Source organism: Rhizobium sp. GCM10022189 (assembly GCF_042656325.1).
GTDB lineage: Bacteria > Pseudomonadota > Alphaproteobacteria > Rhizobiales > Rhizobiaceae > Rhizobium.
This window is the reverse complement of the sequence record NZ_JBHSOR010000002.1, coordinates 573,502-599,871: the sequence shown is the minus strand read 5'-3', so window position 1 is coordinate 599,871 and position 26,370 is coordinate 573,502. Positions and strand designations below refer to the sequence as shown.

At 60.1% G+C, this 26,370-nt stretch carries 23 protein-coding genes; 9 read left to right on the top strand and 14 right to left on the bottom strand.

The window, feature by feature from the left end:
* Positions 1–44: 44 nt before the first annotated feature.
* Positions 45–467: a lipocalin-like domain-containing protein gene (locus ACFPWW_RS03135; protein WP_377310328.1), complete on the bottom strand. Its 423-nt coding sequence runs from the start codon at positions 465–467 to the stop codon at positions 45–47.
* A 319-nt stretch (positions 468–786) separates the two neighbouring features.
* On the opposite strand from ACFPWW_RS03135, the gene ACFPWW_RS03130 reads away from it, so the two are divergent.
* Positions 787–1,716, top strand: coding sequence for an alpha/beta hydrolase (locus tag ACFPWW_RS03130; RefSeq protein ID WP_377310428.1), 930 nt, complete (start codon positions 787–789; stop codon positions 1,714–1,716).
* A gap of 31 nt (positions 1,717–1,747) precedes the next feature.
* Here ACFPWW_RS03130 and ACFPWW_RS03125 read toward each other — a convergent pair whose 3' ends face one another.
* Both ACFPWW_RS03125 and ACFPWW_RS03120 read right to left on the bottom strand, forming a co-directional pair.
* On the bottom strand, positions 1,748–2,353 hold the full coding sequence (locus tag ACFPWW_RS03125) for a carboxymuconolactone decarboxylase family protein (protein WP_113413429.1): 606 nt from the start codon (positions 2,351–2,353) through the stop codon (positions 1,748–1,750).
* A 19-nt stretch (positions 2,354–2,372) separates the two neighbouring features.
* On the bottom strand, positions 2,373–2,870 hold the full coding sequence (locus ACFPWW_RS03120; protein ID WP_377310327.1) for an NUDIX hydrolase: 498 nt from the start codon (positions 2,868–2,870) through the stop codon (positions 2,373–2,375).
* Positions 2,871–2,987: 117 nt separating this feature from the next.
* Here ACFPWW_RS03120 and ACFPWW_RS03115 point away from each other — a divergent pair, with 117 nt between their 5' ends.
* The 4 genes from ACFPWW_RS03115 to ACFPWW_RS03100 all read left to right on the top strand — a co-directional run bounded on the left by ACFPWW_RS03115 (position 2,988) and on the right by ACFPWW_RS03100 (position 7,080).
* Positions 2,988–3,476 (top strand): GAF domain-containing protein, encoded by a 489-nt coding sequence (locus tag ACFPWW_RS03115; protein WP_377310427.1) that lies wholly within the window; start codon positions 2,988–2,990, stop codon positions 3,474–3,476.
* A gap of 148 nt (positions 3,477–3,624) precedes the next feature.
* Positions 3,625–5,313 (top strand): dihydroxyacetone kinase family protein, encoded by a 1,689-nt coding sequence (locus ACFPWW_RS03110; protein ID WP_377310325.1) that lies wholly within the window; start codon positions 3,625–3,627, stop codon positions 5,311–5,313.
* Positions 5,314–5,617: 304 nt separating this feature from the next.
* On the top strand, positions 5,618–5,809 hold the full coding sequence (locus tag ACFPWW_RS03105) for a hypothetical protein (protein ID WP_377310324.1): 192 nt from the start codon (positions 5,618–5,620) through the stop codon (positions 5,807–5,809).
* Positions 5,810–6,090: 281 nt separating this feature from the next.
* Positions 6,091–7,080, top strand: coding sequence for a potassium channel beta subunit family protein (locus tag ACFPWW_RS03100; RefSeq protein ID WP_112572242.1), 990 nt, complete (start codon positions 6,091–6,093; stop codon positions 7,078–7,080).
* 266 nt (positions 7,081–7,346) lie between these two features.
* Here the strand turns inward: ACFPWW_RS03100 and ACFPWW_RS03095 are convergent, their stop codons facing one another.
* From ACFPWW_RS03095 to ACFPWW_RS03060, 8 genes are all read right to left on the bottom strand, one after another.
* Positions 7,347–8,678 (bottom strand): sensor histidine kinase, encoded by a 1,332-nt coding sequence (locus tag ACFPWW_RS03095; protein ID WP_377310322.1) that lies wholly within the window; start codon positions 8,676–8,678, stop codon positions 7,347–7,349.
* Complete coding sequence (locus tag ACFPWW_RS03090; RefSeq protein ID WP_112758058.1) at positions 8,678–9,349, bottom strand: response regulator transcription factor; 672 nt, start codon at positions 9,347–9,349, stop codon at positions 8,678–8,680. The genes ACFPWW_RS03095 and ACFPWW_RS03090 overlap by 1 nt, the downstream gene beginning before the upstream one ends.
* Before the next feature lie 379 nt (positions 9,350–9,728).
* Complete coding sequence (locus ACFPWW_RS03085) at positions 9,729–11,531, bottom strand: TniQ family protein (RefSeq protein ID WP_377310320.1); 1,803 nt, start codon at positions 11,529–11,531, stop codon at positions 9,729–9,731.
* A 1-nt stretch (position 11,532) separates the two neighbouring features.
* Positions 11,533–12,750, bottom strand: a complete 1,218-nt coding sequence (locus ACFPWW_RS03080; RefSeq protein ID WP_377310319.1) for an ATP-binding protein — start codon at positions 12,748–12,750, stop codon at positions 11,533–11,535.
* On the bottom strand, positions 12,750–15,017 hold the full coding sequence (locus ACFPWW_RS03075) for an integrase (protein ID WP_377310317.1): 2,268 nt from the start codon (positions 15,015–15,017) through the stop codon (positions 12,750–12,752). The genes ACFPWW_RS03080 and ACFPWW_RS03075 overlap by 1 nt, the downstream gene beginning before the upstream one ends.
* A 9-nt stretch (positions 15,018–15,026) precedes the next feature.
* Positions 15,027–15,794, bottom strand: coding sequence for a hypothetical protein (locus ACFPWW_RS03070; RefSeq protein ID WP_377310316.1), 768 nt, complete (start codon positions 15,792–15,794; stop codon positions 15,027–15,029).
* A gap of 272 nt (positions 15,795–16,066) precedes the next feature.
* On the bottom strand, positions 16,067–16,390 hold the full coding sequence (locus ACFPWW_RS03065) for a hypothetical protein (RefSeq protein ID WP_377310313.1): 324 nt from the start codon (positions 16,388–16,390) through the stop codon (positions 16,067–16,069).
* Between the two features lie 11 nt (positions 16,391–16,401).
* A complete protein-coding gene (locus tag ACFPWW_RS03060; RefSeq protein ID WP_377310311.1) occupies positions 16,402–16,803 on the bottom strand; it encodes a hypothetical protein in 402 nt (133 codons plus the stop codon).
* Positions 16,804–17,324: 521 nt separating this feature from the next.
* Here ACFPWW_RS03060 and ACFPWW_RS03055 point away from each other — a divergent pair.
* Positions 17,325–18,038, top strand: a complete 714-nt coding sequence (locus ACFPWW_RS03055) for a hypothetical protein (protein WP_377310309.1) — start codon at positions 17,325–17,327, stop codon at positions 18,036–18,038.
* Here ACFPWW_RS03055 and ACFPWW_RS03050 read toward each other — a convergent pair.
* Positions 18,035–20,260 carry a DNA cytosine methyltransferase gene (locus ACFPWW_RS03050; RefSeq protein ID WP_377310308.1) on the bottom strand — a complete coding sequence of 742 codons (2,226 nt, stop codon included), beginning with the start codon at positions 20,258–20,260 and terminating at the stop codon, positions 18,035–18,037. The genes ACFPWW_RS03055 and ACFPWW_RS03050 overlap by 4 nt on opposite strands.
* Positions 20,261–20,366: 106 nt before the next feature.
* On the bottom strand, positions 20,367–20,930 hold the full coding sequence (locus ACFPWW_RS03045; protein ID WP_377310306.1) for a type II toxin-antitoxin system VapC family toxin: 564 nt from the start codon (positions 20,928–20,930) through the stop codon (positions 20,367–20,369).
* A 106-nt stretch (positions 20,931–21,036) separates the two neighbouring features.
* Here ACFPWW_RS03045 and ACFPWW_RS03040 point away from each other — a divergent pair, with 106 nt between their 5' ends.
* The 3 genes from ACFPWW_RS03040 (at position 21,037) to ACFPWW_RS03030 (ending at position 24,622) form a co-directional block, all read left to right on the top strand.
* Positions 21,037–21,228: a hypothetical protein gene (locus ACFPWW_RS03040; RefSeq protein ID WP_377310305.1), complete on the top strand. Its 192-nt coding sequence runs from the start codon at positions 21,037–21,039 to the stop codon at positions 21,226–21,228.
* 1,020 nt (positions 21,229–22,248) lie between these two features.
* Positions 22,249–22,734 carry a hypothetical protein gene (locus ACFPWW_RS03035; RefSeq protein ID WP_377310303.1) on the top strand — a complete coding sequence of 162 codons (486 nt, stop codon included), beginning with the start codon at positions 22,249–22,251 and terminating at the stop codon, positions 22,732–22,734.
* A 10-nt stretch (positions 22,735–22,744) separates the two neighbouring features.
* The gene (locus ACFPWW_RS03030) at positions 22,745–24,622 is read left to right on the top strand and encodes an AAA family ATPase (RefSeq protein ID WP_377310301.1); all 1,878 of its coding nucleotides are present in this window, start codon (positions 22,745–22,747) and stop codon (positions 24,620–24,622) included.
* A 268-nt stretch (positions 24,623–24,890) separates the two neighbouring features.
* Here ACFPWW_RS03030 and ACFPWW_RS03025 read toward each other — a convergent pair whose 3' ends face one another.
* The gene (locus tag ACFPWW_RS03025) at positions 24,891–26,189 is read right to left on the bottom strand and encodes an epoxide hydrolase family protein (RefSeq protein ID WP_377310300.1); all 1,299 of its coding nucleotides are present in this window, start codon (positions 26,187–26,189) and stop codon (positions 24,891–24,893) included.
* Positions 26,190–26,370 lie beyond the last annotated feature (181 nt).

Here is a 26,370-nt window from a genome sequence, read left to right as displayed (position 1 = left end):
AGCACGGGAGGGCGAATCCGAAGGATCGCGACATCTCCTGGCGCTCAGAGTTTGCGGAATTCAAGCCGGTAGACGACATCCTCTCCCGTCACAGGATCGATGCCGAGCGCATCGTCGATGACGAGCATGTCGCCCTCGATATGCACCGGGCGGATAAGAGGGCGCTCCCATGTCGGGTTCCAGGCGGCCTCGACATGATGGATCACCTTGTCGCCTTCCAGCGTGTAGGAAGCCGTATAAGCCAGCATCGTATCGAAAAGCGCGGCCTTCTCATCGTCGCTGGGGGCTTTGCCGTTGGGTTTCGGTCGGCGTCGGTTGGTAACGAAAGCCATCATCCGGCCATCGGCATGATAGGCGATATATCCGATGGGATCGGCACCCATGGCGTCGCTGACTTCTCCCGTCGCAACGACGGTTCTCGTCCACGAAATCATGCGCCACGTCCCAAGCAGGGCGGCTTTGTCCATGATCGTCCCCTCCTTAAAGTAGTCTAGCACAACCAATAAATGCAGACTACGAAGCGGGAGCCTTTCCTGGTCGGAATGCTCCGATCTCAGCGGGAAAGCGCGGAGCGATCACCCAAAACTGTCTTTTGACTCTCGGTGGCGAAGTGGTGAAGATGCGCCGCACGAAGGAAAAGCAGCGCCGGAGGGGCGAATGAGAAAGCCGGTTTATTCTGCTGGCAATGAATGGAAAGTGGAATGTCGTCATACGCTGCTGGCGGTTTTTTCGGCCGCGGTTCTGTTTGCCTTCCCCACGGCGGCTCAGGAAAAACCGGCGCGCGACATGCCGGCACAGACGCCCGCCTCGCATGAGCAGGTCGAAAAATTGCTCTCGCGCTGGCAGGAGCATTTCAAGGACACTGCAGGCCTGCGCGACCGCCGCGCCGCCTTTCGCGATTTCATGGCATCGCTGCCCGAGCCGACGCGCGTCCAGATCCGCCATGTCGATGCCGATGGGGTCGATGCCGAGCTTATCTGGCCGGCGCGCCTTCATCATCCGATCGGCCGGCGTGCGATTCTCTTCATCCATGGCGGCGGCTTCTACAGCGGCTCCATTCGCACCCATCACCTGATTGCCGGCTCGCTTGCCAAGGCCGCGTCGAGCGATGTGCTGCTCATCGACTACAGGCTGGCGCCCGAATATGGCTATCCCGCGCAGGTCAATGATGCGCTGACCGCCTATCGCTATCTGCTCGACAACGGCTACAGCAACGGCAATATCATCCTTGTCGGCGATGGCGCCGGCGGCAATCTCGCCCTTGAGGCCGTGCTGCGGCAGATGCGCTCCCGCCAGCCGCTGCCGGCCGCCGTCGTGGCGCTCAGTCCCATCACCGACCTGTCCGCTTCGGGTGCATCGGTCACGGCGAATGCTGCCAACGATCCGGTGCTGGACAAGGACGCGCTGGAGGCGCTGCGCAAGGCCTATCTCGGCAACAATTCGGCGACGAATCCCGATATTTCGCCGCTTTACGCCAATCTGACCGGTTTTCCGCCGCTGCTGCTGCAGGTCGGCTCCGGCGAGCTGCTGCTTGACGACACGCTGCGGCTTGCCGACAAGGCGCACAAGGCCGGTGTCGATGTGACCGCTGAGGTCTGGCCGGGAATGCCGCATCAATGGCAGCTGTTCCCCTCGGTGCTCGATGACGCCGACCGCGCCGGCCAGAAGATCGCCGAATTCGCGATCGCGCATTTTGCGGACCCGCCGGCACCGTAAGGGCCGATCTCGCAGCGTGCGATCGCAGGTCTTATGAGTGGTTCGAATTCAGTCCCTCGATCGGCCGGCCGATCGCGAGATTCTGGCGAAGCTTGGGGTCGAGGCGCTCGGCATAGGCGTGATCGGGTGCCGCACCCAGCGCATCGAGCATCTTCGAGAAGAAGCAGCGCGCGGCCGCTGCCGCGGTGACATCGAAGATCTCGGCGTCGCTCAATCCCTGTCGCTTCAGGCCGTCCACGTCCTTTTGCGTCACCGAGGTCGCGTCACGCGCCACCTTGGCGGCAAAGTCCATGATCGCCCGCTCGACGGCATCGATGGGCGCCTTTTCGCTGCCGCCGGCGACGGCCGAAAGACTGTCATTGGTGAAACCGTCGCGCAGCAGCACCGACCCGTGCGCCAGCATGCAATAGGACGACTTGAGTTCCCGGGCCGCTGCCAGCGTCACCAGCTCGTAGCGCCGCTGGCTCATGTGGCCGCGAATACTGGCAAGCAGCGTCCCCCAGTTCTCCATCACCTCCGGCCGGTGCCCGAAGGCGCGGTACATGTTCGGCAGATAGCCGTAGCTCGCTTCGGCCGAAGCGTACATCGAAGCCGTCTTCTCGCTGGCGGATGCGTCGGGGGTACGAATGAAGGCCATGGCACGATCCTCCCTTGATCTATTGGGAGAATAGAGCGGCATCCGATGACATCAATCTGCCCGCCGACGGCTTTCCGCAAAACGGATGCCGGATATTTCCGCCGGCCGCCCGGCTTTGTCGCCGGCGGTAGAACGGCAGGATGTGATGTTGCGTCAGCGGCGCCACGACGATCTCGCCCGGTGCCGATGGCGATATCCAGCAAACCTCCTCGATCTCTCCGGAGGCCTTGATATCGTCGTCCTTCACATGCAGCAGGAAGACCTCGGCCACGACATGATGATCTGGCTCGTTGGCCGCCGGCGCCTGGAATTGCCCCAGGAATTCGAGTTCGGCCGATGTGGCGGTGATGCCGATTTCTTCCGAAAGCTCTCGCCTCAAGGCTTGCTCGGGCGTCTCTCCCGGCTCGATCTTGCCGCCCGGCTGCATGAAGGCCGCCGTGCCGTGCTTGCGCACCAGAAGCGTGTGGCCATCGCTCCGCAACAGAAGCGCGGCCGATATTCTGATCGTTTTCATCATGGCTAAATCTGATCGGATTCGCAGCCGCAATTCAACTGCCGCGCCCGGATCGGCCGTTTGTCAAAACCTGCCCGACCTCCTATATCAACGGCTCGGAAACAGGAAGCGGATGTGACAATGTTCCAGGCGGCGCAGATCGAAGTGGACAACAAGGCCGAGTTCTATCGGGAGCTTGCCCGGCAGTTAGAGGGCTTGCTCGCAGGCGAGCCGGATATGATCGCCAATGCCGCCAACACTTCGGCCCTGATCTATCAGATGATGTCGGGTCTCAACTGGGCAGGGTTCTACCTGCTGAAGGGCGACGAACTCGTGCTCGGCCCGTTCCAGGGCAAGCCGGCCTGTGTGCGCATCCCCGTTGGCCGCGGCGTTTGCGGCACGGCGGTCAAGGAGCGCGCCTCGATCCTTGTGGAAGACGTTCATGCGTTTCCCGGCCATATCGCCTGCGACGCCGCGTCACGCTCCGAACTCGTCGTTCCCGTCAGAAACGGCGGGGAGATCGTCGGCGTCATCGATCTCGACAGCCCGCTTCCTGCCCGTTTCGACGCTGAAGACCAGGCGGGGGTCGAGCGGCTGGCGGAAATCTTCGTTTCGGCAACCCGTTTCTGAACGGGCGGCTGCCGTGAGCCCGGCGCGCGCGGAGTGTCCCTGCGCCGGCCATCGGCTTTGATCCCGTATTCACCGTCGGCGAAATCGTGCTAGGTCACTCACCGAGGAACATGCGCGTTCAAGCCGGTCCGGTTGTTGGGAGAGAACCATGAAGAAGCTGATCAACGATCCTTCGTCAGTCGTACGGGAAATGCTCGAAGGGGTCGTCGCTCTCAGCCCGGCAAGCATGTTGCTGGCCGACGAAAACGTCGTCATCCGCTCCGATCTTCCCGAACCTGCCAGGCGCAAGGTCGCCGTTCTCTCCGGCGGCGGCAGCGGCCACGAACCGGCCCATGCCGGTTATGTCGGCAGCGGCATGCTGACGGCGGCGGTCGCGGGAGACATCTTCACCTCGCCGAGCACCGATGCCGTGCTTGCCGCCATCAGGGCCGCAAGCGGCCCGGCCGGTGCGTTGCTGATCGTCAAGAACTATACGGGCGACCGCCTCAATTTCGGTCTTGCGGCGGAACTGGCGCGCGCGGAAGGAATTCCCGTCGAGATCGTTGTCGTTGCCGATGATGTGGCGCTGCGGGAAACCGTTTCCGCAGATCGTCGCCGCGGCATCGCCGGCACGGTTCTGGTCCACAAGCTTGCCGGCGCTGCCGCCGAGAAGGGCCTGGCGCTGGACGAGGTGGCGCGCATCGCCCGCTCCGCTGCCGAACGGCTTTCCTCCATGGGCATCTCGCTTGGGCCTTGCACTCTGCCGGCCGCTGGCAAGCCCGGCTTCTCTCTCGGCGAACGGGAGATCGAAGTCGGCCTCGGCATTCATGGCGAGCAGGGCGTTCGCCGGATGCCGATCGCACCGGTCGACCAGCTCGTCTCGCTCGTCCTGGAGACGATCGAAGCTGACGGAGGGCTGGGCAGCGGCGACCGCGTCGCCCTGCTCGTCAACGGTCTGGGATCTACTCCGCCGATGGAATTGTCGGTCGTTGCCCGCTCTGCGCTCGCAGCCCTCGAAAGCAGAGGCGTCACGGTCGAAAGGGCGTGGGCCGGCACGCTCCTGTCGGCGCTCGACATGCCGGGCTTTTCGCTCTCGATCCTGCCTGTCGATGCCGGCGCTCTCGAGCTCATCGACGCACCAACCTCTGCCGGCGCATGGCCGGGGGGCGGGGCGGTCAATCGCAACCGCGTGCTGCCCTCCTCGAGACCGGCAGAAAACCCGGCCGAATCCGTGACGGTCACAGCCTCCGGCCAGCAGCTTCAGAAGACGGCGCAGGCCGTGGCGAAGGCGCTGATCGATGCAGAAGCGCATCTGACCGAACTCGACGGCATTACCGGCGACGGTGATCTCGGCGCCAGCATGAAGCGCGGCGCCGAAGCCGTGCTCGCGCTTCCCGATGCCGCCTTTGCCGATGTCGCAGGTGGGCTGATGGCGATGGGCGATGCCGTCAGGCGTGCCATCGCCGGCAGTTCCGGGCCATTCTACGCCACCGCGCTGATGCGCGCGTCGCGTCACCTTGCCGGCATTGCGGCTCCGACATCGGCCGACATGGCGCAGGCCTTCTCCGCTGCCGTCGAGGCCGTCTCCGATCTTGGCGGGGCAAGGCCCGGCGACCGGACGATGATCGATGCCCTGCGTCCCGCCGCAGACGCCTTTATCGCAAGCCTTGGAGAAGGGCAGGCAAGCCGCGAAGCGTGGCAGAAGGCTGTTGCCGCCGGGATTGCCGGAGCGGACGCCACGAAGGCGATGCGCCCGAGGCTGGGGCGTGCGAGCTATCTCGGCGAGCGCGCGCTCGGCCATCCGGACGGCGGGGCCGTGGCGGTTACGGTCTGGCTGAAGGCGATCGGATCGGCCTGATTGCCGGGCCGCCAGGCAACGTTTCCGGCAAGGGGCGCCAGAGCCAGGATCGCGGCCGAAAACAGCAGGATGATATTGTACCAGCGTGAGTACCACGGAAAGGTGGTGCCCACCGGAAGCGATGTCGCGGCACGGTAGCCGAGAACCGCGCCGCCGCGCCAAAGGCAGCAGCAGCCCGTGCGCGAATGACGAAATCTTGATCGACGGCACGGTTATCGGAACGCCGGACCGGCCTATGTCCTTAGCCGACACCCATTTGCTTGCGTTCGAGTGTCGCCGATTATCGGTATGGGGGTAGATCGCCATGTCCCAGTTTCGAAAACTTCTGGCTGCCGGTGCAGCCGTCGCCCTGGTCATCATCACATCGTCCTGCTCGACGAGCCCGGACACGTCGATACAGACCGGTTCCGTCGGTTATTCGGCCCAAGACACCGATTTTGCGCTGCGGCCGGCATGCCGCGACGGATTCGGCAATGACAGGCCCTGCAGTTATTGACAAATAGGCTGATGGCAGGAAGCGGCCGGGTAGACGAACATGCGCCGAATCGCGAGGCCAGCGGATCGGCGGATGTTTGCTGTTTCTATGGAAGCCATTGAAAGAGAACAGATATCGTTGGGAGAGCTGGGCTGATGCGAAAGGACGCGGTTTCTTCGATCGCGGCACTTCGTATATCGTTGCCGCTGGCATAGAATGCAAAAAATCGATAATCACTCGCTTACACGATGCCGACCTCGGTCCGAAGGCGGCAGATTTTCATAACCTATGGGAGCTGTATCATGGAATATCGTCGTTTGGGGAAGTCAGGTCTGAAGGTGAGCGAATTCTCCTTCGGTTCGTGGGTCACGTTCGGCAAGCAGGTCAACGGCGGCGATGCCGTCGATCTGATGAAACTCGCCTATGACAACGGCATAAACTTCTTCGACAATGCCGAAGGTTATGAGAGCGGCAAATCCGAAATCGTCATGGGCGAGGCGCTGAAGTCGCTCGCCTGGAGCCGCGACAGCTATATCGTCTCCAGCAAGGTCTTCTGGGGCGGTCAGAAGCCGACGCAGCGCGGCCTCTCGCGCAAGCATGTGACCGACGCCTGCCACGCGGCCCTCAAGCGGCTTCAGGTCGATTATCTCGACCTCTATTTCTGTCACCGCCCGGACATCGATACGCCGATCGAGGAAACGGTCCGCGCGATGCACGATCTCGTCGCCCAGGGCAAGGTGCTCTACTGGGGCACGTCGGAATGGTCCGCACAGCAGCTGACGGAAGCCTATGCCGTCGCCCGCGACCTGCGCATCACGCCGCCGACCATGGAGCAGCCGCAGTACAACATTTTCGAACGCCAGAAGGTCGAAGCCGACTATCTGCCGCTCTACGACCTGATCGGCCTCGGCACCACCATCTGGTCGCCGCTCGCCTCGGGTGTTCTCACCGGCAAATACAATGACGGCGTGCCCGCCGACAGCCGCATGAACCTGCCGGGCTATGAATGGCTGAAAGAAAAATGGTCCACCGATGCCGGCCGCGCCCAGCTCGAAAAGGTCCGCCAGCTCGCCAGGCTCTCCGATGAGATCGGCCTGTCGATCACCCATCTCGCCCTTCTGTGGTGCCTCGCCAACAAGAACGTCTCGACCGTCATCCTCGGCGCCTCGCGCGCAAGCCAGCTGCAGGACAATCTCGCGGCTCTCTCGCATAAGGATAAGGTGACGTCTGACGTGCTGGAGCGGATCGACAGCATCGTCGGCAACAAGCCGGAGGCGCCGCGCCGCTTCTAGGCAAGGCCAAGCCTACCGGGATCGAGCCTCGGGCTCCCATCTTTTCTGCAGGATGAAAATGGCCGGACCGTCTGGTTCGGCCATTTCGTCTTTTCTGGGATTCGTTGACCGCCAGTCGGAACTGGTGCCGGAACTGGTATCGGCCCGGAGCGCCTGGATGACGTCACTATGGCCAAGGTCCAGGTTGAACTCGTTGGCCGGTCGTTGTGGCCTAACTCTGCGATTTCGCTGCATGAAAGGGCAGGGCTGGACGGAAAATCTATCTGTCACAGGCTGATGGTCACTGTGGTTCCTGTCGGGCCGCCATCGAGTGTTACGCTTCCGCGGTGACGGGTTACGATCTGCTTCACGATGCTCAATCCGAGGCCGGCACCGCTGCTCCTTGGTGCGACCCGGTAGAAAGGCTCGAATACGAGATCCTGATGCGCTGCCGGAATCCCAGGCCCCTCGTCCGAGACCGAGATTCCGCCCGATTCGCTCACGCGAACCGATATCGTGCCGCTATTTCCGCCATGGTCGATCGCGTTGCGCACCAGGTTGCTTATGGCGCGCGACATCGCCGACCGGCTTACCAGCCGATACAGCGCCTCCACGTCGCTGTCGAACGAGATTTCATATCCGTTTCTGATGGCAATCGGGGCTTGGTCGGCGACGACGTTCCTGGCGATTTCCACCAGGTCGGCCTGCTCGAACGGCTCCGGAGACTGCTCGCTGCGTTCGAAATCGAGCAATTGCTCCGCCGTCTCCCGCAGACGCCCGACATCATCCATCATCGTGTCGCGAGCGCTTCCTTCAAGGGTCGTATCGATACGCGTCTGCATGACGGCGATCGGTGTGCGCAGCTCGTGTGCGGCATCGATGAGAAAGCGCTCTCTGGCTGCGAACTGCTGTTCCAGCCGCTCCAGTACGGAATTGAACGCATGGATCAGCGGAACGACCTCGCTCGGAACCCGATCCACCGGCAACCGGGATCCCGGCTGGCGAGGGTCGATCTCGGGCGCTTTCCGAACGACGTCGCTCAAACCTGAGAGCGAGCGCCTCACCAGCCGCGGCACGGCGAAGAAGAGGGCGGGCAACGTAACTGCCAGCAGGGGCACGTAGATCTTGTATGTGCCGCCAAGCATGGTGAGGAAGATCGACTCGTTTCCGTTGCGACCGCCATAGAGCACCCGGATCTCGGTCCCGTTGATCTCGATGTCGTCGACCGAAGCCGGCACAGGGGTGCTTGCCTCCGTTCCGCGGATGTCGGCGTCCTTGATAAGCGGCACGAACCTGGCAAGCTGCACATATGCGGGCGGGATATTTCCATAAGCCACTGCCGTTCCGTCCGGGGCTGCGGCGTAGAAAAACAGATTGGGCGTATCGTCCTTCAACGCCGCGAGCTTTTGGCTGTCTTCGATGCGAAGCCCCTGTCCGGGTTCGTAGCGCAAGGACCCTTCCAGGGCGTTCAGAAGCCGGTGCTCCATGCTGACGTTCGGAGAAAGGATCATCGCGCCATAGATGCACAGCCCGACAATCACCGATGCCGTCGTGCCGACGAAAAGCAGGCTGAGCTGCCAGTTCAGTCTCCACCACAGCGACGTATTCGGAAATCGCATCAATGTTCCTTCAACAGGTATCCGACGCCGCGGATGTTGTGAATGGATACGCCGGCGTCCGCGTCGGCGAGGCGTTTTCTCAATCGTGACACATGGGCATCCAGGGCGTTGGACTGGATTGTCTCTTCGTAATTATAGATTTCGGCTTCCAGCGCCGATCTGAGCACGGTCCTGCCTTTTCGCTTCGCAAGCGTAACGAGAACCATCAGCTCTCGACGCGGCAGGTCGAGCTGCAGTTCGCCCACCATGACGTCCATCCGGATCGGATCCACGGTCATCCGCCCTGCGACTATGGACGGCTCCGCCAGGGCCGACGGGCGTCGCAAGACCGCGCGCAGTCGAGCGAAAAGCTCCTCCATCAGAAACGGCTTGCCCAGATAGTCGTCGGCGCCGAGGTCCAGGCCCGCGACCCTTTCCTTCGGTTCGTTTCTGGCCGTCAGCACGATGACCGGCGTCACGACGCCGGCACTTCGCAGCCAGGGAATGAACGTGATGCCGTCGCCGTCCGGCAGGCGCCTGTCGAGCACGATCGCGTCGTAGGTCTGTTGTCGGGCCAGTTCGATCGCATCCCCAAGAAGAGCGGTATGGTCGACCGCAATACCCGTCTTGCTGAGCGAAGCCGCAACCGCTTCCGCCAGCCTAGTCTCGTCTTCGACCAACAGGATCTTCATGCCTCGCCCACCTTTCCGATCCTATGTTCACAACGACCATTGCGACAGGATTACGGCATGAGCCTTTCGGACGAGGAAGGCATGGGCGCGCTGTGAGCGGGTAAGGAGATTACCGGTCGCTTGAACAGAAAACTCCAGGCGCGTGGCGCCTGGAGTCGTTTTCTGGTCGGTCGACCTGAAAAAATCGGACGTCTGTTTCAGGTAGAACCTTGAATGGGTTCGTAACAAAAGTCACGATCTTTCCAGAAGGCCAACGTTTTCAATGGCCGATTCCCGAAACCCCGCAAAACAGGGATGTCTTGCTCGCAAACAAATGTCACTCTCAAATCTCGGGCACAAAAAAAGGACCCGCATCAGCGAGTCCTTTGAGTGGTTGATTTCAGCGCTTCGGTAGATCAATTCGTCGATACAGCCTTACGCCATCGCGGAAACTGAAAGCTGGAACAACCCCAGCAAGATACTCATCGAGGGCTTTCCTGCCCCGATATCTTGCCAACGTTCTGCGAGACACATAGTTCTCTGCGAACTTCTGCACCGATGCCAACACGTAGAAATCGACGTGAGCGCCACGCGGTCCGATGGCAGAAACCGTGGCGATCTCACCGAGGGATGCGAGTTGGCGCACCGCCTTCACGGTCACCTTCAGCACGTCCGTTACCCGAAACATTGGAACAGTTCCCGCGGGCTCGCCCGGAAAGACTTCGTTTTTGATCGCATTGTGATTGACAAGGATATGCCGGAAGTCAGGCTCGCCTACACGCTGTACTGCCACGTCGATTTCGCCAGCAAGAATGAGCTTTGTGATCTCCACGAAGTTCATCAAGCGGATATCGACCAGGCGGGTCATGCCGGGCGCCGACGGGTCGGCGGTGGCCTTCTCGGTGATCCGCTCCATGAGACCTTCGACGCTAGCGGTCGTGAAACCGGAACGGAGTCGATGCCGAGGGTCTGCGTCCGTTTGCTCCAGCAGATTGGCTTCGACGAACTGTGCGATCACGTCGGGACTGATCCTCAGACGTTTCCTGACGTCGACTGCAGACATGGTCTCATTCCAGGCCGCCATCACACGGGAGACTGCGTCAGCATTGATCAGGATCTCGTTGTCGGTCAGTGTGTCAGCGTTTTCCGGAAGCAAACCATTTGCACCGAGGACCTTTCTGACTGTCTTGGCATGAAGCCGATACTCGACGGTTGCCGTCCGGACTGAGTGGAGGATCCTTGTGCCCCCACTTGAGAGAAACCCATCCGTGGGCCCGAGCGGAAATGCGGTCATCGCGTGATCACGGACAAACGCTCGCAGATTCATTACGCCGTCCTCGCTGCCGTAGCGCGTGCGGGCACGCAGGAAGTCGTAGAGGTGCGGATACACATTCTTCAACCCGCCAGACCAACCAGCCTCCCAGGTCCTTTTGTCGACGATCTCCAATACCTTGGTCAGCGAGCGGTATCCGTTCGCAATAGCGTCGTGTCCGATGACGGCGAGTTCCACGCGTCTCCCCGAGGAGTTGTACCGCGGCGAGAAGCTGTCGTCATTCTCCAACATGGCACCGATCACGGAGCAGAGGCTCATTGCGGTTTCGAAAGGTAGCGAGTCGAGAAGGTCGTTGCTCTCGACCGGAACGCCATCAAGACGGCCGCTGAAATATTGTTCGAACGGTGTCACCTCAACAACATCGAGTTGGCCACCAACAGCCGAAACGGCATTCCAGTGCTTCTTAATAATGCCCGACCAGTCAAAGCATCCCCGGCTAGCCTTCTGACCTGAAAGTGCCACCAGCGGTGTCCGATGCTCGACGCAGTTCGCAAGCATCGTGTGCTGCCATGATGGACGGCACCAGGGCCTGGACCATGGTTTGCCTACGTAGGTTTTGAGGTCCGCCTGTAGGCAGACGGGGCAGTAACGTGCGGCATCGCGGGCGACATCCCTGATGAACACGAGCTGTCCATTGATCGTGGTCCTGCTCTTGTACGAGGTGATCATCGCGCGGGAGGCGAGAAGTTCAGGATCGCACCGTGTGAACTTCGACAACGCCGCGATAGAGGCAGCCAATTCGCCCGTCCTGTCGAAGCGGGCTTGCATGTGTCGGAGGAAGCTCGGAAGCGCCACACCGGTATTACACGCGCACCGGGCCACGAACATTGGCAGGGTCTCGGTGGGGCGGATCGGGAACGGGTTGGACATCTTACTTCGTCTTCTTCTTGGTTGTTGTGGCGTTCGCAACAGCGGCTACGCCGCGTCCGCGTTTCCGGGCGACCAACTCAGTGACGGAGTGGTCTGGGTCAATGTTCTTCCAGTCCGGCGAAAGGAAGATGTTCTGTGAGGGGCGGCAACCGCCTGCTGCATAGGCGGCCGCAAAGTTAGCTTTTCGGATCGTGTCGCTTCCCAGCCGCATGGCGTTCTCGCAGGCAGAGCGGGTCTTCTGGATGATCGATCCAAACTGCCCCTTTGAGGCATGGACGACGCGATGGACGAAATCTTCGGACAAGACGAACTTATACGGAGGTTTGCCGTCGGTCTTCGGCTGTTCGGCATCCTCATCCGGCTTGGCTAGGACGTCATCTCCCAAGAGAAGGCCCGCGTGCTTGGTCACGGTCTCAATGATGATCTTCTCGATACGCTTTCTATCCTGCGGGTAAACGAGAGGAAGCAGCTCCACAAGATTGCTTCGCTCCTTGAGCTGCCCATCGGCATCACCGAACAGATGGATGAACTTCGCGAGGTCGGGAACCCCGCTGAGGATGAGATGGATCGGCCAGCCATTAAGCTGAACCAGACTCTTGAGAATGTCTGCGACGTCCTGGATTTCCTTCGTGGTCTCACCCTTCAGAACGTGCTGCATCTCGTCAATCCAGAGATAGAGTACCTGGTTTTCCCGCAACTGGACCTTCCACAGGTCAAAGAGTTCCTGTGCCGTCATTCTTGTAGTGTCGTCGAGCGGGTATCCGAGTGCCTTGAGTCCACTGCGTGCGATGCCCTTGATCGTCAACGGCTTTTCCGGCTCCATAAAAACAAGGTTCTTGACCCAATCGCCATGGGCGTTCTTTCGCGGGGCGAACTGCGGCCGCTTGGCGATATGCCAGTCGATTGCGGTAGTCTTGCCCGATCCGCTCTCGCCGACGACCATCATCGCCCGCTGTTTTCCAGCCCTGCCGAATAGAGTGGCGGCGACATTTTCGATGATTGCCTGGAAGGCGAGGTCGAGACGGCTGTCCCGCGGCTTCGAGCCGACGTAGGCGGCATTCATCAGCCCTACGATCTTCGCACGCTTCTGTGCCTCCGGATCGAGGCTGTCGAAGATGGCCTGAGCGGCTTCCCTGAACTCGGGGTCGTACTTGATGATGCTGGTCTGGATGCTCTCAGCGCTTTCGGTGTGCTCAGCGGTCATGGTGTTCTCCTGCATTAGATTTCTCCCTCGAAGAAGATGTCGTCTTCGTCATCGTCGCCATCGCTGTAGGCCATGCCCGAGAACGCGGACTCCTGCTGGGTGAGGATTTCAGCCTCCTTCACCGTCTGGGGATCTTCCATCGGCTCGCTGACCATAATGTCGTCGAATGCCTCCAAGCCGACTTCGAGCGGATTGTGAGGAATGGTCAGCGGAGCAAGTTCCGGTGCCCGGGCGAGTAGGTCGTCGACGATTGCTTCCTTGAAGTATTCGCGCTCGATGTGCTCGTAGTTCTCGGCGATCAGACGATCGACACCGATGCCCGCCCGCATGGTGGCGCTGGTCCCCGCCGCGCGAATCTCGCGGACGGTCTTAAGCATTCCGGAGAGGCTAGCCTTGGCATTTTCGCCGTGGATCATCATCCGTTCACGGCGTGCGGCGACCCACTCGAAGATCGTGGTGTCGTGGGGAATGCCGATCGAGGCCTTCGCTTCAATCCATTCGCCGTCCGCATTGCGGAAGGAGATGGCGCTCAGGTCCAGACGACTGACGCGGATGGTAACGGTCGGCGTGTCCGCATGCGGGATCGCAAGCTGATTGAAGCGCATGCGCTGGAGATCGGTGTGGTCGTAGTGGATACCTGTTGATGCAACTCCCTTGTCGGTGATCGTCCGGACCAACTCCGTTCCGAAGATGGTACGACGGTCTTCGGCGCAGATCGGCTGCATGATCGCGCACTTTTTTGAAAGGCGGCGCCAAGCGTTGGCCGGGGTCTCATAGCCTAGCCCCCAGTGAGGCGTATTATGGTAGATGTCGAGGATGGCGCGGACGAATAGACTGTTGAATTCGTCCATGTTCAGCGACGCCTCGTCCTTGGGATTGCGCTTTCCCTTTTCCAAGATGTTCGAGAACGTACGACCCGAGAAGTAATGCATGAAGCGGAGCTCGCAGGTATGGAAAAAGGACTCGATGGTGCCTCGCGCTGCGGGCTTTCCAGTAGGCGGGAACGAATGCACGCATCTCAGCGCCGCTACGGCCGCACGGAAGGAAATGTGAACGAACGCGGGACCGGCGTCGGTAAGGAGCGTTTCCGGTTTCAGGCCGTATTCCCACGGCGTCCCGGCGCCGACTACGCTAGAGATCAGCGTCTTGTCCGAGACGACCATTTCGAGAGCAGCCAGCGAGGAGCGATGTGAAGGAGGACGGCGACTGAAGTGCATGGCGAGAATGCACTTCGTCGCGCGGTCGATGGCGACGGTGACCCAGACGCGCGTGCGCTCGACCGCCTTCTTTTCCTCCTTCGACAGCATGTTCCAGATGCGGAGGTGTGTGAGCAATAGGACGAGGTTAACCTTCCATTCGTCCATCTCAACGATCTGGCCAGGACGCTCGATCTCAAGACCGCCGTGCGCGATCTGATACTTCTTGCGGGCGTATTCCTCGCCGTAGCGCTTTGCCATCAGATGGTAGATGCCGAAGCTTTTGATCAGATTTTCAAAAGCCTTTCGGGAGGGCGTGCGATAGTGAAAGCCGTCTTCGCCGGCGGCTTCATTGAGCTCGTCAACTTCGGCGATCAGTGCAAGGTAACACTCCCTCATGCTTGGGCGGCTTTTGTTCGCATACATGTCCACGTACTTGAGCCAGAGTTCGAGATCCCTCTGCCTGTGGATCGTTCGTGATTTCGGTCCAGTCTTCAGGCTTACGAGGGCCAGCGGGTCGAAGTTGCTGTCGAGATACAGGTCGTGCAAACGCCGGAAGTGACGCGGGCTCGGAAGCTTATAAGAGATTTCGGCGCCACCGTTCGCCAGGCTCCAGCGCTCCGACACGATGCGCTTGAGGATCGGAAGGAGGAATTTCAGGCAGTCGACGCCAAGCGAAACTTTGCGCTGACGGAAACCTTCTGCCTTGAGCACGGGATGTTTTTTGCCGATCGTCTCGAAGCGGATGTACTCCTTGATCAGTTCTTCGAGCCACAACGCCTTCTGGACCTTATAGTCGGCGAAGTCGGAGATCTTGAAGTTACCGTACTTGAGAGCCAGGAGCGATCCTGCCTCCATATGGTAGTCGCGCTCCACTTTGATGCGACGCTCGGTCGTCATCATGTAGATCTGCTCGTGGGTGAAGCGCTCATGAATGTCGTCGGCATTCTTGAGCACCGAACCCTCCGTCGTCTGGTTGACGACGGTCAGGTGCTTGCCATCGATCGTGACACGGTCATTCGGCCCGAAGTAGAAGATCGGGATCGAGCGGGCGACGGTACTCTCAGGGGTCAGGAGCTGGTTCATAGGCTGTCCTCAGTGTGCATGAATGATGAGAAGCGATGTGTCGGTGATGCGCCCGGGTGAGGCAGGGCTTAGGACGCCGTCATCGATGAGGTTCCAGACTGCCGTCCGGCGGTGGGCCTCGATTGGGGCTGAGCGAAGCAGGTCCCAAAAGCGCACGGTGTTACCGACCATCCGCGTCAGGATCGACTTCGCGATGAGGTATTCCTCGTCGTTGCGGTTCACGCGGGAGAGCAGGATCCATTCCGCGTTCGCGTTGTTGTCATCGTTGGCGAAGACGTCGGTGACGAAGCTGATGCGGTCGGCGTACTCGGAAAACCCTTGAGCGCGGATGCGACGGAGGATGTGGAGGGTTCCCGTCTTGACCAGAACCTGCCAGGGCTTCGCGGCGATCAAGGAGCGCACGTTGTTATGATCCAGCGTCCAAAGGTCGATGGTGTGAGTGTGCCACTCACCGTCCGCGCCACGATAAGGGATCGTTGGCCACTGCTCGCGCAGCTCCTTGACGAGCGGCGAGGCGCGCAGGATCCGCCCTGCCTTCAGTTCGACATCGCTCTCAAAGTACATGGAGCGCTCGCCGTCGAGGTTCGGCTGGGTACCGCGATAGTTGAACGGCGACTTCGGCGCCGGCTTTCGGTTTGCCTCGGACGGGAGGACGGGCTTGTAGCGAGGCTGGATCGTCGGCTTATGCCAGACTGTGGTTCCAGGGATCGTGTAGTCGCGCTGGATGCCGTTGCGGCGGTCGAGCATGTGCTGCTTGATGTAGTGTTCGGGGCGCATCGAAAACTCCTTAAGGATGACTGGGCGTGCTTCCCCGATCGCGGGCGCAAGGGCGCCCACGTCGGGGTACGTTCGACGGGGTGGACTGTTAGGCTGTGGGCGGGGTGCTAACCGGAGCTTCGTCGCGCGCCGCTTCCGTGCAAGGGACTCGTTGGAAGGCAAGCACCTCGGTCACGATTTTGAGCGCCAGCACGCGTCCAGTTGCGCGTTCTACGAGAAGACATGAGTTCAGCGAGCGAACGGGCGAGGCGGGCTTCGGACGGTCGGGCAGGTTAGACATCTGCGCCCTCGGACTGGTTCGCATCCGTATCTAGGAAGCCGAGGAATGCGGCGAAGGCGACAAGCTCCATTTCCGGCTCCCCGTGACTACGGAGTTGCAGGTTGAAGCCTTTGATTGCCTGGTCCATGATGGTCCAGAAATCCCACTCGTTGCCGGGACAATCCTTGGCCGCTGACACGGCCTCCCGGATTGCGGTTGCGCGTAGTTCTGCCAGCTCCAAGACGCCGATCGTCTTGCGGGCCTTCTTCGCAGGGGATTTCTTGGACGTGGCACTGCTGATCCCGCTCAGCAGGGAGGCGACGTGGTTGAAGTCCATGGTATGTCTCCTTACTGTACCGATGCCGTGAGCGAGGCGATGGTGGCACTCGTGTTTTCGGCGGCTTTGATGATTTCCCAGGTGCCGATCTGCTGGCCGTAGCGCATGTGGTCGACGAAGGCCGGGGGCAATGTCAGGACGAGGTGGCGGAACGCCTCATAGGAGGGGCGTTTCACGACAATCCCGCTCAGCCACTCGTCGCAATCGAGCATTTCGCACAGGGCCTTGTAGAGGGCGCGGATCGACGGACGACGGGGGTCGGCGTAAACTAGGGCGACAGCGCGGTGAAGCTCCAGTTCGGCGGACGGGAAGGAACCTGTCGAGGACTCTTCGAACCAGAGGCGAAGACCGTCGCGGCATTCGTCCGGAATGTCGCAGCGGGAATGCAGGCGTGCGTTTTCAATCTGCGGCATGGCGCAGCTCCTTTGCTGAGGTCAAAGTTCTGAGATCGATCTGGTGGCCTTCGATCTCACCGCATCGGTATTGGAGAGCGGCGGGTTTCGCAGGACCATCATGGAAAATCTTTTGGCGGGATGTTTTTGAAGAAGTACGCGCCCTAGCGATCAGGCCCGTGGCCTGTACCACGATGGATGACAAAAGCGGGGGGCTCTTCATGGGCCTACGTGAGGTCCGTCGGCGGGCGGATTAATCCGCTAGCTCTTTCGCGATCCCGTTGCGGGAGGCTGATATTCGCATGCACATGACGGCGCTCTCCTGAGCATGGCCGATGTCGAAAACGGCTATAGTTAACGCTTAGTTCGCGTTTCTTGTCCAGACATATATTTCAACCGGCGGCTGTTGACGTCCGGTGGGAAGACGCCGTTTAGTGGACGCCCGCGCGCGCCTGGGGCAGGTCGGATATAATCACCAGCGACGCCCGGTTGTGCCGTGCATTGCGCAACGAGATCCTTCCTCCATGTCGGAGGAGGATTTGATGGAACCGATTTTCATGACTAAGCGCATGGCCCAGATCAGGAAGCATCTGGGACCTGTCATGCACAGGATGGGGCTGGAAGCTCTCTGCGTGGATGAAGGGTGGCGATATGTCGTCGACTTCCAGACAGGTCGGAGCTTCTCGCCGATATCGCTCGAGTTTACGCACAAGCGCCACACCGACGAGCCCAGACCCGCTTGGTCCGAGGTCCGAATCCTGCAGGGCGACTACCGCAAGGAGAAGCTGGGCAACACCGGCTGGGTGCACATGCGCAAGTGGAGTGAAAAGGTTCTTCCGATCGAGGGCGAAGTCGACGGCAAGGTCAATGTCGAAGAGATGTTCGCGGCGATCGCGCGCAAGATCCGCGCAAACAAGCTAGTAACTTTCGAGCGGGAGCCGATGAAAATGTCCAGCGACGCCCTTGCCGACATCTTCTGGCTGGTCGAAGGATTCATACCTGATATCGCGGTCACCAAGGTGGACCACGAAGAATTGGCGGACAAGGAGGAAAGGCAATACGAGGCGCTCACCTTCATGGACCACGAGGGACGGCGGATCCATCTCTGCCTTCGCTCCGGCGACGGACGTGGTCCCATCTACGCCGATGGCGAGGAGATTGCGTGCCTGCGCCCGGAGGAATCCAGAGAGGTGGCCAGATATGCGGTCGCGTTGAGCACCGGGCAGGAGACTCGAAAAATTTCGCTGCTCCGCTAGTCGTCGATCCTCCCTTCCGGAATTCCATCTGGGAATCGGTGATCCGTCCAGGCGTGGTTTTCGGCCGCCTGGCGCTCACGCTCCAACTGAATCCTGCGAACGGTTCTGACAAGGCTAGTACGACACATGTGGTTCGGCTCCACCTCCTTGAGGAGGCTCCGGAACTTGGCCTGTCGCTTCTTTGCGTTCGGTTCCCTGGCAAAGATGGCGTCGCCGAGGAGCAGAACTTCAATCTGGGGCGACGTGTTCAGTCGTAGTGCGCCAATGCCGATCTGCTTCTCATTGACGATCGGCGCGGCCAGTGCCGCATCGAGGTCGAATGTTACGCCCGTGAGCGCAGAGTAGATCTGCAGACCCACGGCTTTCGCAAGGACTGGCGGCATCGCATCAGCGATCATGTCGATGTTGCCGCCACCGATCGCCTTGAAGACCCAGTTCTCTGGAAACCCTTGGGCTCGCGCAGCGATCTCGCGAGTCATCATCGGGAGAAAGTAGTCCTTTTCTTCCCGGAAATCCTCGACTCTGGGCGGCTCCGCCGCGAAACCCGAGCGGTCGAATCCTTCGGTTGCTTCCACTTTTGAATCTTTCTGCCGTGCTGCGCGAGTTTCCTTCCATTCCCGGGAAATCGTCGTGATACGTGACGCTTTTGTGCGCGACCGCCAGCGGAAGGCCCAATTATTGTAGTGCCACTGCGGTGTACCTCTTTGAACCAAATGCATCTGATCGGCAGGGGTCTCGTGACGGATTACCAGATGCTCGAGAGTTTCCAGAACATATCGGTCGACCGGATTCCGCAGAACTGGCGGCAGGAACGTACCCGGTTCGCCCTCACGAATGCCGACGAGAACAATGCGCTCGTCGTTCCGGGGGAGGCCATAGACCTTCATGTCGAGACGATAGGAATCGACTGTGTAGCCAAGATCGATCAGGTTGGCCTTGAACTCCGCGAGGTAGGCAACATGAGGCTCGAAGGAGAAGCCCCGGGCACTTTCGATCATGAAGGCGCGAGGTTGAACCAGTCGTACCGCGCGGAGGAGTTCCGGCACGAGGTCGTCTTCCTTGCCCCGCTTGTTCTTGCCGGACTGTCTCGACACCACGTTGGCGGAGATACCTCCCGCAAGCAGGTCGATGCCATGATGTCGCGCGAGCTCGGCATCCGAAACCGTTCTCAAATCGGAGTCCCGGACTGGCCACGTGGGCCAATTGGCTTTCAGGGTATGCGCACGCTTCTTTACTCTCTCGTAGAGCGCGACATGATCGAAACCTGCGGACATCAGGCCGATCGCCTGACCGCCAGCGCCCGCGCCCAACTCAAGAACACGCAAATTGCGCGGCGGACGGGAAAGAAGGCGCCTGGGCTCCGCTTCACGAGGGGACTGGGTGCCGATGTAGTCGAGGGCATCGATAATCTCCCACGAAAAGACGTCGGCCTCGGTGACATCGAAGGAAAAGCCACCTCTGTGGCCGAAGCGACCTGAGGAGAAGCGCTCCAAGGCGCGGCAAGAAAGCTCGAGCTCCGACGCATGGGAATCCTTGGACCCGAAAGTTTCGAGAGTGTCATTTGAACCGAGAACGAGCTGGAAAAGGTGGAGAACGGCTGCACCCTTCTCGGTGATGTGTGAGTGGGCTTCGAAATATCCGGGCCGGTTGGTCTCCATTTCGAATCCTTGTTGCGGAGCACCGGGCCCGAAATGGTTGGCGAATTTTGCAGCGGCCTCGCGCAATTCGTCCGCCTGGCTCCTGAGATTGCCAAGCAGGGCACGCGCGTTGCGCACCGCCAAGGATTCGAGGGCGGCCGATCTTACGTCCGCCGCGGTCTGAGCTGCTCCTCTTTCGATCCAGCGATGATGACTTTCGAGCCGCTTCATCTTGGCTTCGCCAACCGGAAGGCCCGCCTTGATCGCGCGTATGGCCTCCGCCCGATCAGCGCCCGATCCTGCAAAAAGCACGCGAAGGGTCTCGGCGGAGACGCCGCGCTCAAGGAGAGCCGGATCGTCGTCGATCAGCTCGCCAATGGCCTTAAAGAGGCGGGCATCCTCTGGTGTGACGCCGGCCTGAACCATCACCAATGCCTCAGCGACGTCGGCACTCGTTTCGCTCTGGATGCGTTTCATGACCGTCGCCGCTTCGACCAGCAGCTTCGATAGCTTGCCCATGGTCCGCTTCAGCGTATCCGCGTCATCGATGAGTTTCTGTTCGTCCGGAAGTATTGTCTGAGTCATGATGATCCCCTTTGCCGCGACCGGTACCATCTGAAAGTTGCTGTCCGGAAAAAGGGGAAATTAAAATTGAAACGTTGCTCTCAGTCCGGCCCGAGGACGACCGGACTTAAAGCGTCGGCAGCATCAGCGCTGTCGGATCTGCTGCCTTGCGATCGTACGATGGGAGTGGGATCTCGAATGGTGGCCGTACCCACCAGCACTCCGAGAACGGATCGTAGACGCCGGGAAGTGGGAACCGCTCCGTGATTTTGAGGAAGTCATCGACGTTGTTTGTAATGATTGGCGATTGGTAGAATATGGACACTGCGGAGATCATCAGGTCGTGTCCGAGCCTGTTGTGCTTCTCCTTACGCTGAACGGTCCACATGTGCCGAAGTGCGGGCACCGCCGTCATCCGGGCATAGATTGACGCGATCGTCGGGGTCATTGCCAACAAAGGGAAGTTGGTGTTCAGAATTTGATCGACCCAAGCGACGATCGCCTGGGCTTTTCCCGGATTTTCCTGTTCTTTGAGATGGGCTCCCCGCAGGAGCTCTGTTATGACTGGAAAGCAGATGCCTAGCCGATCGATTCCTATCTCGAGCAGCCAGGGACGGAGTCCGGCGGGTGACTTCTGCTTCCCCATCAGGCTGATGATATTGGTATCTAATAGAAGTACACTTTTCGCCACGGCATTTCCTGGGGGTTCATTTAGTTGTACGAATATTATCAACACATTGCCTCCCTTCGATTGTATGGTGGGAAGCTAGTCTGCGCGGACCCATGGAGGATCGTTTATGAAGCACGAAACGGCATGGCTCAGAAACGAGGCCGAAGCACGTGTCCGAGAGCTTTTCGACGCCGCGAAATCCACGGGACCGCAAGAGGTGAGGGATACCGACGGAACATTCAGCATAACTTTCATCCCGGTAAAGGGAACGCTTGAAGAGCTCTTCTCCAAGCCCGGTCCCATTCCCGATGATGAGTGATGCAACGTTAGCCGGTGATCCAGTTGTCGTACAAGTGCGAGTGGTGGCTGGCTGACGTAAAAATGTGGCTCAGTCGACCTGGAGCTTGGCGGGGCCTCAGGGATGCGCGTGCCGCGGACTTTCGCAGAATTCGGGATCAACTGCCACCAAGGTACATTACCCCCCATGATCAGTGTCCGGATCAGAGAGGTTGCTACCAGTTACCTGGAAGATCTTCTTCTGACTGCGACGACGGCCGCTTGCCTCAGGAGGGAGGGTCGGAGGCAACACGACCTCGCTTTAACGGCTCGCGCTTACGTCCCTGCTTAATCACGATGCGTCGTCCTCGGTACGGCTCCGAGCGAGAAGCGGAGAGAACGTCGCCAAGCGTAGGCTCCTTGACCGCATTCAGAAGAGCCGCGAGATCACCGATGGAAATCGCAACCACCGGATCTTTCCCAGTTCCGATTATCTGCGGAACGCCGCTGCGCGCGCTTCGCAGAACGTCGCTGAGGCCGTCCCTTGCCTTCCGAACTGTCACCGCTCCGCCTGCGACCTCGAGGATGGCTGCGACGAGACCTTCGACGAACTCCTCAGTGGGAGCGGTGCTTGTTGCTCTGACCTGGTCTACAATGCGAGGGTCCATGGCATCGACTCCGTTGCGCGCGGGAAAGGTAGTGCAGCCACCATGTCGGTGCAATATTCATTCTGTGGCCACGCGCGGGGACGTAGTGCCGGGAACGCTGGTTTTCGATCACCTTTTAAAAATGGTTGACGTCCGAAATTCTGTTCACTAATTGTTCACTCATGAGCAAGATCATTCCCACCTTCCGAATACGAATAGGTTGACCGACTCCGGGACGGGTCCCGGTGCCGCAACACTATGCTATTCATCGGAGGGCAGGTCATGACGACCTCTAACGCTCATGCCGCAGGCGATGGCGCTTGCGATCTCCACAAGGCCTATAAGCCCCGTTTTCCATTCAACACGGTCAAATGCATCGGCCGCACTGTGTATCGATCGCAGCAAGCGAGCGATGCTTGCTCGACCTCGATCCGCAAGTGATCTCCTGGCGCTGCGTGACGCAGCCAGTCATTAACGATTCGACTGCGCGCAAACCTCGCCACCACTTCGTCGATTTCCTCGTAGAAACGGAACAGGAGGCACTGCTCGTCGAAGTCTGGCGCGGGCAGCCCGATGTCATCACATGGCTGCCCGGCGTCGTCGCCCGGAAGGGTTATCGCTATCAGGCCATTTCCATGCGCGAGGTTGATCCGGTTCGGCTTCAGAACGCGCGCGATCTTGTCAGATACGCTGACCGAGAGGCGACGCTTGGCGATCGTATCCGCATTCTCACCGGCCTCGATGAGATGGGATCGCTTTCCCTTGCTGAGTGCCTGTCGGCGGTCCGAGAGGGCAATGCGATGGGATCTGTCGCCAGCATGATCCTCCGTGGCCTGCTCGAGGTCGATCTCGACGAGAAACTGCTCGGCCCGGACACGATCGTCCGTCGCTCTCGCTCGTAGGGAGGCATTGATGAGACAGACTAAGGCCGACGAGCGTAAGAAATCGCTCGTAGTGACCACCTATGCTAATTCGCTACGCGTTGCATTGAGGCGATGCGGGCTTTTTCTGAGGGGCGACAAGGCCGTAGGCTTGCTGCTGCCGAAAGACGCGGACATCGATACATACCAACAGGCCGTCAAGGCGGTCCTCGCGTCTGCCGGGATTCTCCACTATGTCGTCCCGATGGTGCGTGTCAGCGCGTACAAGGACGAGACCGATGCAGCCGACGCCCTCAAGACACTCGCCTTGAGCAATGCCGTCATCGTCCTTATCGCGCACGGCGCCGATGTTCCACCGGAAGTTACGCTGTGTCTGGATCAACTCGAACCGGTGAGCCCGCTCAAGCCGTACCATTTGATCATGGCTGCAAAGTCCGTGTTTGACATGCTGATCACTCGTGAGCAGGCGGCGAAGCTGTTCACGCACCCGCTACCGTTCGTGTTCGCGGCGCTTAGACGATCTCGTCCGATCGAAGTCACCCTCGAGAAGCTGGCAGCCGCGAGCCAGGTAACGCCAGCGACCGAGGAGAAGCGGGCGGTCGCGTGGGAGCCAAGGATCGAAGAGCTTGCGGGCTACGGCAAGGCGGCCGAGTGGGCGCTCGACCTTGTCGAGGATATTACTGCTTGGAAGAATGGGTGCATCGAGTGGCGCGATGTCGATGCGGGATTGCTGCTAAGTGGCCCGCCTGGCTCAGGCAAGACCTTGTTCGCGAGCGCGGTGGCTAGATCGTGCGGAGCTGCCTTCTTTGCGGCATCCAGCGCGGTCTGGCAATCACATGGTCATCTCGGGGACATGCTGCGCGCGATGCGAAAGACTTTCCGGGAAGCAATTGCCGCGGCGCCGGCTATTCTGTTCATCGATGAATTTGACTCCTTCGGATCCCGGAGCAACCTGCGAGGAGACAGCGCGGGGTATAGTCTGCAAGTCATCAATGCGCTTCTCGAACTTCTTGATGGCGCACAGGGGCGTGACGGTGTGGTCGTGATTGCGGCTACGAACAGACCCAATGATATCGATGAGGCGCTCCGCAGGCCGGGTCGCCTAGATCGCCACATTGCAGTCGAGATGCCGGACCCTGAAGCGCGTGAGCAGATTCTGTCAGCACATGTCGGTGTGACGCTGCCAAAGGAGGAACTGCGGATGATCGCGGTGGCCACAAGCGGCTACACGGGCGCAGCGCTGCGCCAACTCGCGCGTGACGCGCGCCGGGTCGCTAGAAAAGCGAGGAGGCCAGTACGCGGTTCTGATTTCATGTCGATCGTGCCCCCCTTCGCCGTATTAAACCAGAAGGAGCGATGGCCAATTTGTGTCCATGAAGCTGGACACGCACTCGTCGGCACCGTGCTTGGCATCGGAGATGTCGCGGCAATCGTGGTCGCACGTCAGGCCGGGCATCGCGACCCCAGCACTGGGCATGTCGAGTGGCGGAGACAAGTCGTGCGCAACAGTACGCTTCTGGCCTACAGGAACGAGATTGCAATGCTGCTTGCTGGCAGAGCTGCCGAAAAGGCGGTCCTCGATGATATGTATGTCGGCTCCGGTGGGGTTGAAGGATCCGATCTTCACCGGGCTTCGGACATTGCGACATTCCTGGTCGGCGGTCACGGTGTTGGGGGCCTTGGGTATGTCGACGTCTCGCGCTCGAGGGATCTCGAGCAGCTTCGTCGGGCCGATCCTATTCTGCGAAGGCGGGTGGAGCGTCTGCTAGCTGAGGAGTTGGCGCGAGCGCAGGTTATCATCAGGGAACGGCGGGCGGACGTCATGCGGGTCGCCGGAGCCCTCATGGAACAGGAGGTTCTGTCGGGCGAAAAGGTTGCCAAACTGCTCCCGGGGCGAAATCTGCGGTAATGTCAGCTCGCGGAGGACGGCAGCGGTGCCGATCAAGGTGGTGAAACAGAATTGCCGCCTTGATCGGAAGAACCTGCGTAGGGCTATGTCTGCAGCGGCTTCTTCGGAATTCGCCGCTATTGCTTCATATCGGTGTAGGCGCCTGATTTCACGTCGTCCGTTCGCCGCCAGCTCTCAAACTTGGTCACGAATCTTTGAACGTATTTTCTCCGCCTAAAAAATCCGCACCGCGGCGGCGACGAACCAAGAGCCATTCGGAAAATGGGCCCTAGGTTTCGTCGCGCAGCGACTTAAATGAGGTGCGCAGCTCGGCGGTGAAGATCTCCGGCTGCTCCCAGGCGGCGAAATGCCCGCCCTTTTCCGGCCTGTTGTAGTGGATGAGCTTCGGATAGGCCTTTTCAGCCCAGCTCTGCGGCGCTTGGTAGATCTCGTCCGGGAAGGCGCTGACGGCGACGGGGATCTTGATGCCGCGCGGATCGAAGAAGCCGCCGGAGGGGAAATGCGCATTGTCCCAATAGAGCCGCGCAGACGAGATCGCCGTGTTGGTCAGCCAATAGAGCGTGACATTGTCGAGGACATCGTCAGGCGTCAGGCCTTCCTTTTCGCCGTTGAAGGATCGGGCGATCATCCGGTAGCTTCTGATATCGTGGTCGAGCATCCAGGAGGCGAGCCCGATCGGCGAGTCGACGATGCCGTAAAGCGTCTGCGGCCGGTTGTTCATCTCGATCGCATAACCGAGGCCGTTCTTGTAGAAATCGTCGAGCTGCTCATAGGCGCGTTTTTCATCGGGCGTCAGATCTGCCGGGGCCGGGCTTCCGGCCGAAAGCGCCTTGGCGATATCGGCCGGCACAGTCGCTGCCATATTGGTGTGTATGCCGAGCAAACCCGGAGGCTCCTGCACCGCCATCAGTTCGGAAACGGCATTGCCCCAGTCGCCGCCCTGGGCGACGTATTTCGTGTAACCGAGACGCTGCATCAGCACGGCCCAGGCCTTGGCGATGCGCGGCGGACTCCAGCCTGGCTGTTTCGGCTTGCCCGAGAAGCCATAGCCCGGCAGTGAAGGGATAACGACGTGGAAGGCATCGGCCTCCGTGCCGCCGAAGGCGGTCGGATCGGTGAGCGGCTTGATGATCTTCATTTGCTCGATGATCGAGCCCGGCCAGCCATGTGTGATGATGATGGGCAGCGCCTTCTCGTGCTTCGAGCGCACATGGATGAAATAAATGTCGAGGCCGTCGATCTCGGTGATGAACTGCGGGAAGGAATTGAGCCGGGCCTCGACCTTGCGCCAGTCATGGGCGCGCCAGTATTTGGCGACCTTCTGGATCGTGTCGAGCCGCACACCCTGCGTATCGTCGGACACCGTCTCGCGGTCGGGCCAGCGGGTGGCTTCAACACGACGTTGAAGATCCCTAAGCTGCTCGTCGGTAGCCGAGAACTTGAACGGTTTAATATCGGGACTCGTGGTCGAAGCGGTGAGCGTTCCCGGCAGCATACCCACCGCGCCTACGGCTGTGGCGGCGGCAAGAAGAGTTCGACGTGTGACTTCGGGCTGTATACCGGACATGGGCATCCTCCTAAGTGTTTGCCTGGGTTGAGTGGGAGGAAGGTCACATTGAACTGGCGTGGGAACCATTGCACTATGGTATCGCCGATACTTTGGTATTTACGATGCTGTTCGTTATCCAACAATGACGAAGTCGAGATCTCTCCGAACATCGCTTTCCGTCGAAACCCACAACAGTCCC

Coding starts and splice junctions, on each gene's coding strand:
- ACFPWW_RS03025 (WP_377310300.1), bottom strand. CDS start 26,189: ATGTCCGGTATACAGCCCGAAGTCACACGTCGAACTCTTCTTGCCGCC.
- ACFPWW_RS03135 (WP_377310328.1), bottom strand. CDS start 467: ATGGACAAAGCCGCCCTGCTTGGGACGTGGCGCATGATTTCGTGGACG.
- ACFPWW_RS03100 (WP_112572242.1), top strand. CDS start 6,091: ATGGAATATCGTCGTTTGGGGAAGTCAGGTCTGAAGGTGAGCGAATTC.
- ACFPWW_RS03090 (WP_112758058.1), bottom strand. CDS start 9,349: ATGAAGATCCTGTTGGTCGAAGACGAGACTAGGCTGGCGGAAGCGGTT.
- ACFPWW_RS03050 (WP_377310308.1), bottom strand. CDS start 20,260: ATGACTCAGACAATACTTCCGGACGAACAGAAACTCATCGATGACGCG.
- ACFPWW_RS03110 (WP_377310325.1), top strand. CDS start 3,625: ATGAAGAAGCTGATCAACGATCCTTCGTCAGTCGTACGGGAAATGCTC.
- ACFPWW_RS03120 (WP_377310327.1), bottom strand. CDS start 2,870: ATGATGAAAACGATCAGAATATCGGCCGCGCTTCTGTTGCGGAGCGAT.
- ACFPWW_RS03030 (WP_377310301.1), top strand. CDS start 22,745: ATGAGACAGACTAAGGCCGACGAGCGTAAGAAATCGCTCGTAGTGACC.
- ACFPWW_RS03060 (WP_377310311.1), bottom strand. CDS start 16,803: ATGCCGCAGATTGAAAACGCACGCCTGCATTCCCGCTGCGACATTCCG.
- ACFPWW_RS03055 (WP_377310309.1), top strand. CDS start 17,325: ATGGAACCGATTTTCATGACTAAGCGCATGGCCCAGATCAGGAAGCAT.
- ACFPWW_RS03075 (WP_377310317.1), bottom strand. CDS start 15,017: ATGAACCAGCTCCTGACCCCTGAGAGTACCGTCGCCCGCTCGATCCCG.
- ACFPWW_RS03080 (WP_377310319.1), bottom strand. CDS start 12,750: ATGCAGGAGAACACCATGACCGCTGAGCACACCGAAAGCGCTGAGAGC.
- ACFPWW_RS03070 (WP_377310316.1), bottom strand. CDS start 15,794: ATGCGCCCCGAACACTACATCAAGCAGCACATGCTCGACCGCCGCAAC.
- ACFPWW_RS03040 (WP_377310305.1), top strand. CDS start 21,037: ATGAAGCACGAAACGGCATGGCTCAGAAACGAGGCCGAAGCACGTGTC.
- ACFPWW_RS03065 (WP_377310313.1), bottom strand. CDS start 16,390: ATGGACTTCAACCACGTCGCCTCCCTGCTGAGCGGGATCAGCAGTGCC.
- ACFPWW_RS03095 (WP_377310322.1), bottom strand. CDS start 8,678: ATGCGATTTCCGAATACGTCGCTGTGGTGGAGACTGAACTGGCAGCTC.
- ACFPWW_RS03125 (WP_113413429.1), bottom strand. CDS start 2,353: ATGGCCTTCATTCGTACCCCCGACGCATCCGCCAGCGAGAAGACGGCT.
- ACFPWW_RS03085 (WP_377310320.1), bottom strand. CDS start 11,531: ATGTCCAACCCGTTCCCGATCCGCCCCACCGAGACCCTGCCAATGTTC.
- ACFPWW_RS03115 (WP_377310427.1), top strand. CDS start 2,988: ATGTTCCAGGCGGCGCAGATCGAAGTGGACAACAAGGCCGAGTTCTAT.
- ACFPWW_RS03130 (WP_377310428.1), top strand. CDS start 787: ATGCCGGCACAGACGCCCGCCTCGCATGAGCAGGTCGAAAAATTGCTC.
- ACFPWW_RS03105 (WP_377310324.1), top strand. CDS start 5,618: ATGTCCCAGTTTCGAAAACTTCTGGCTGCCGGTGCAGCCGTCGCCCTG.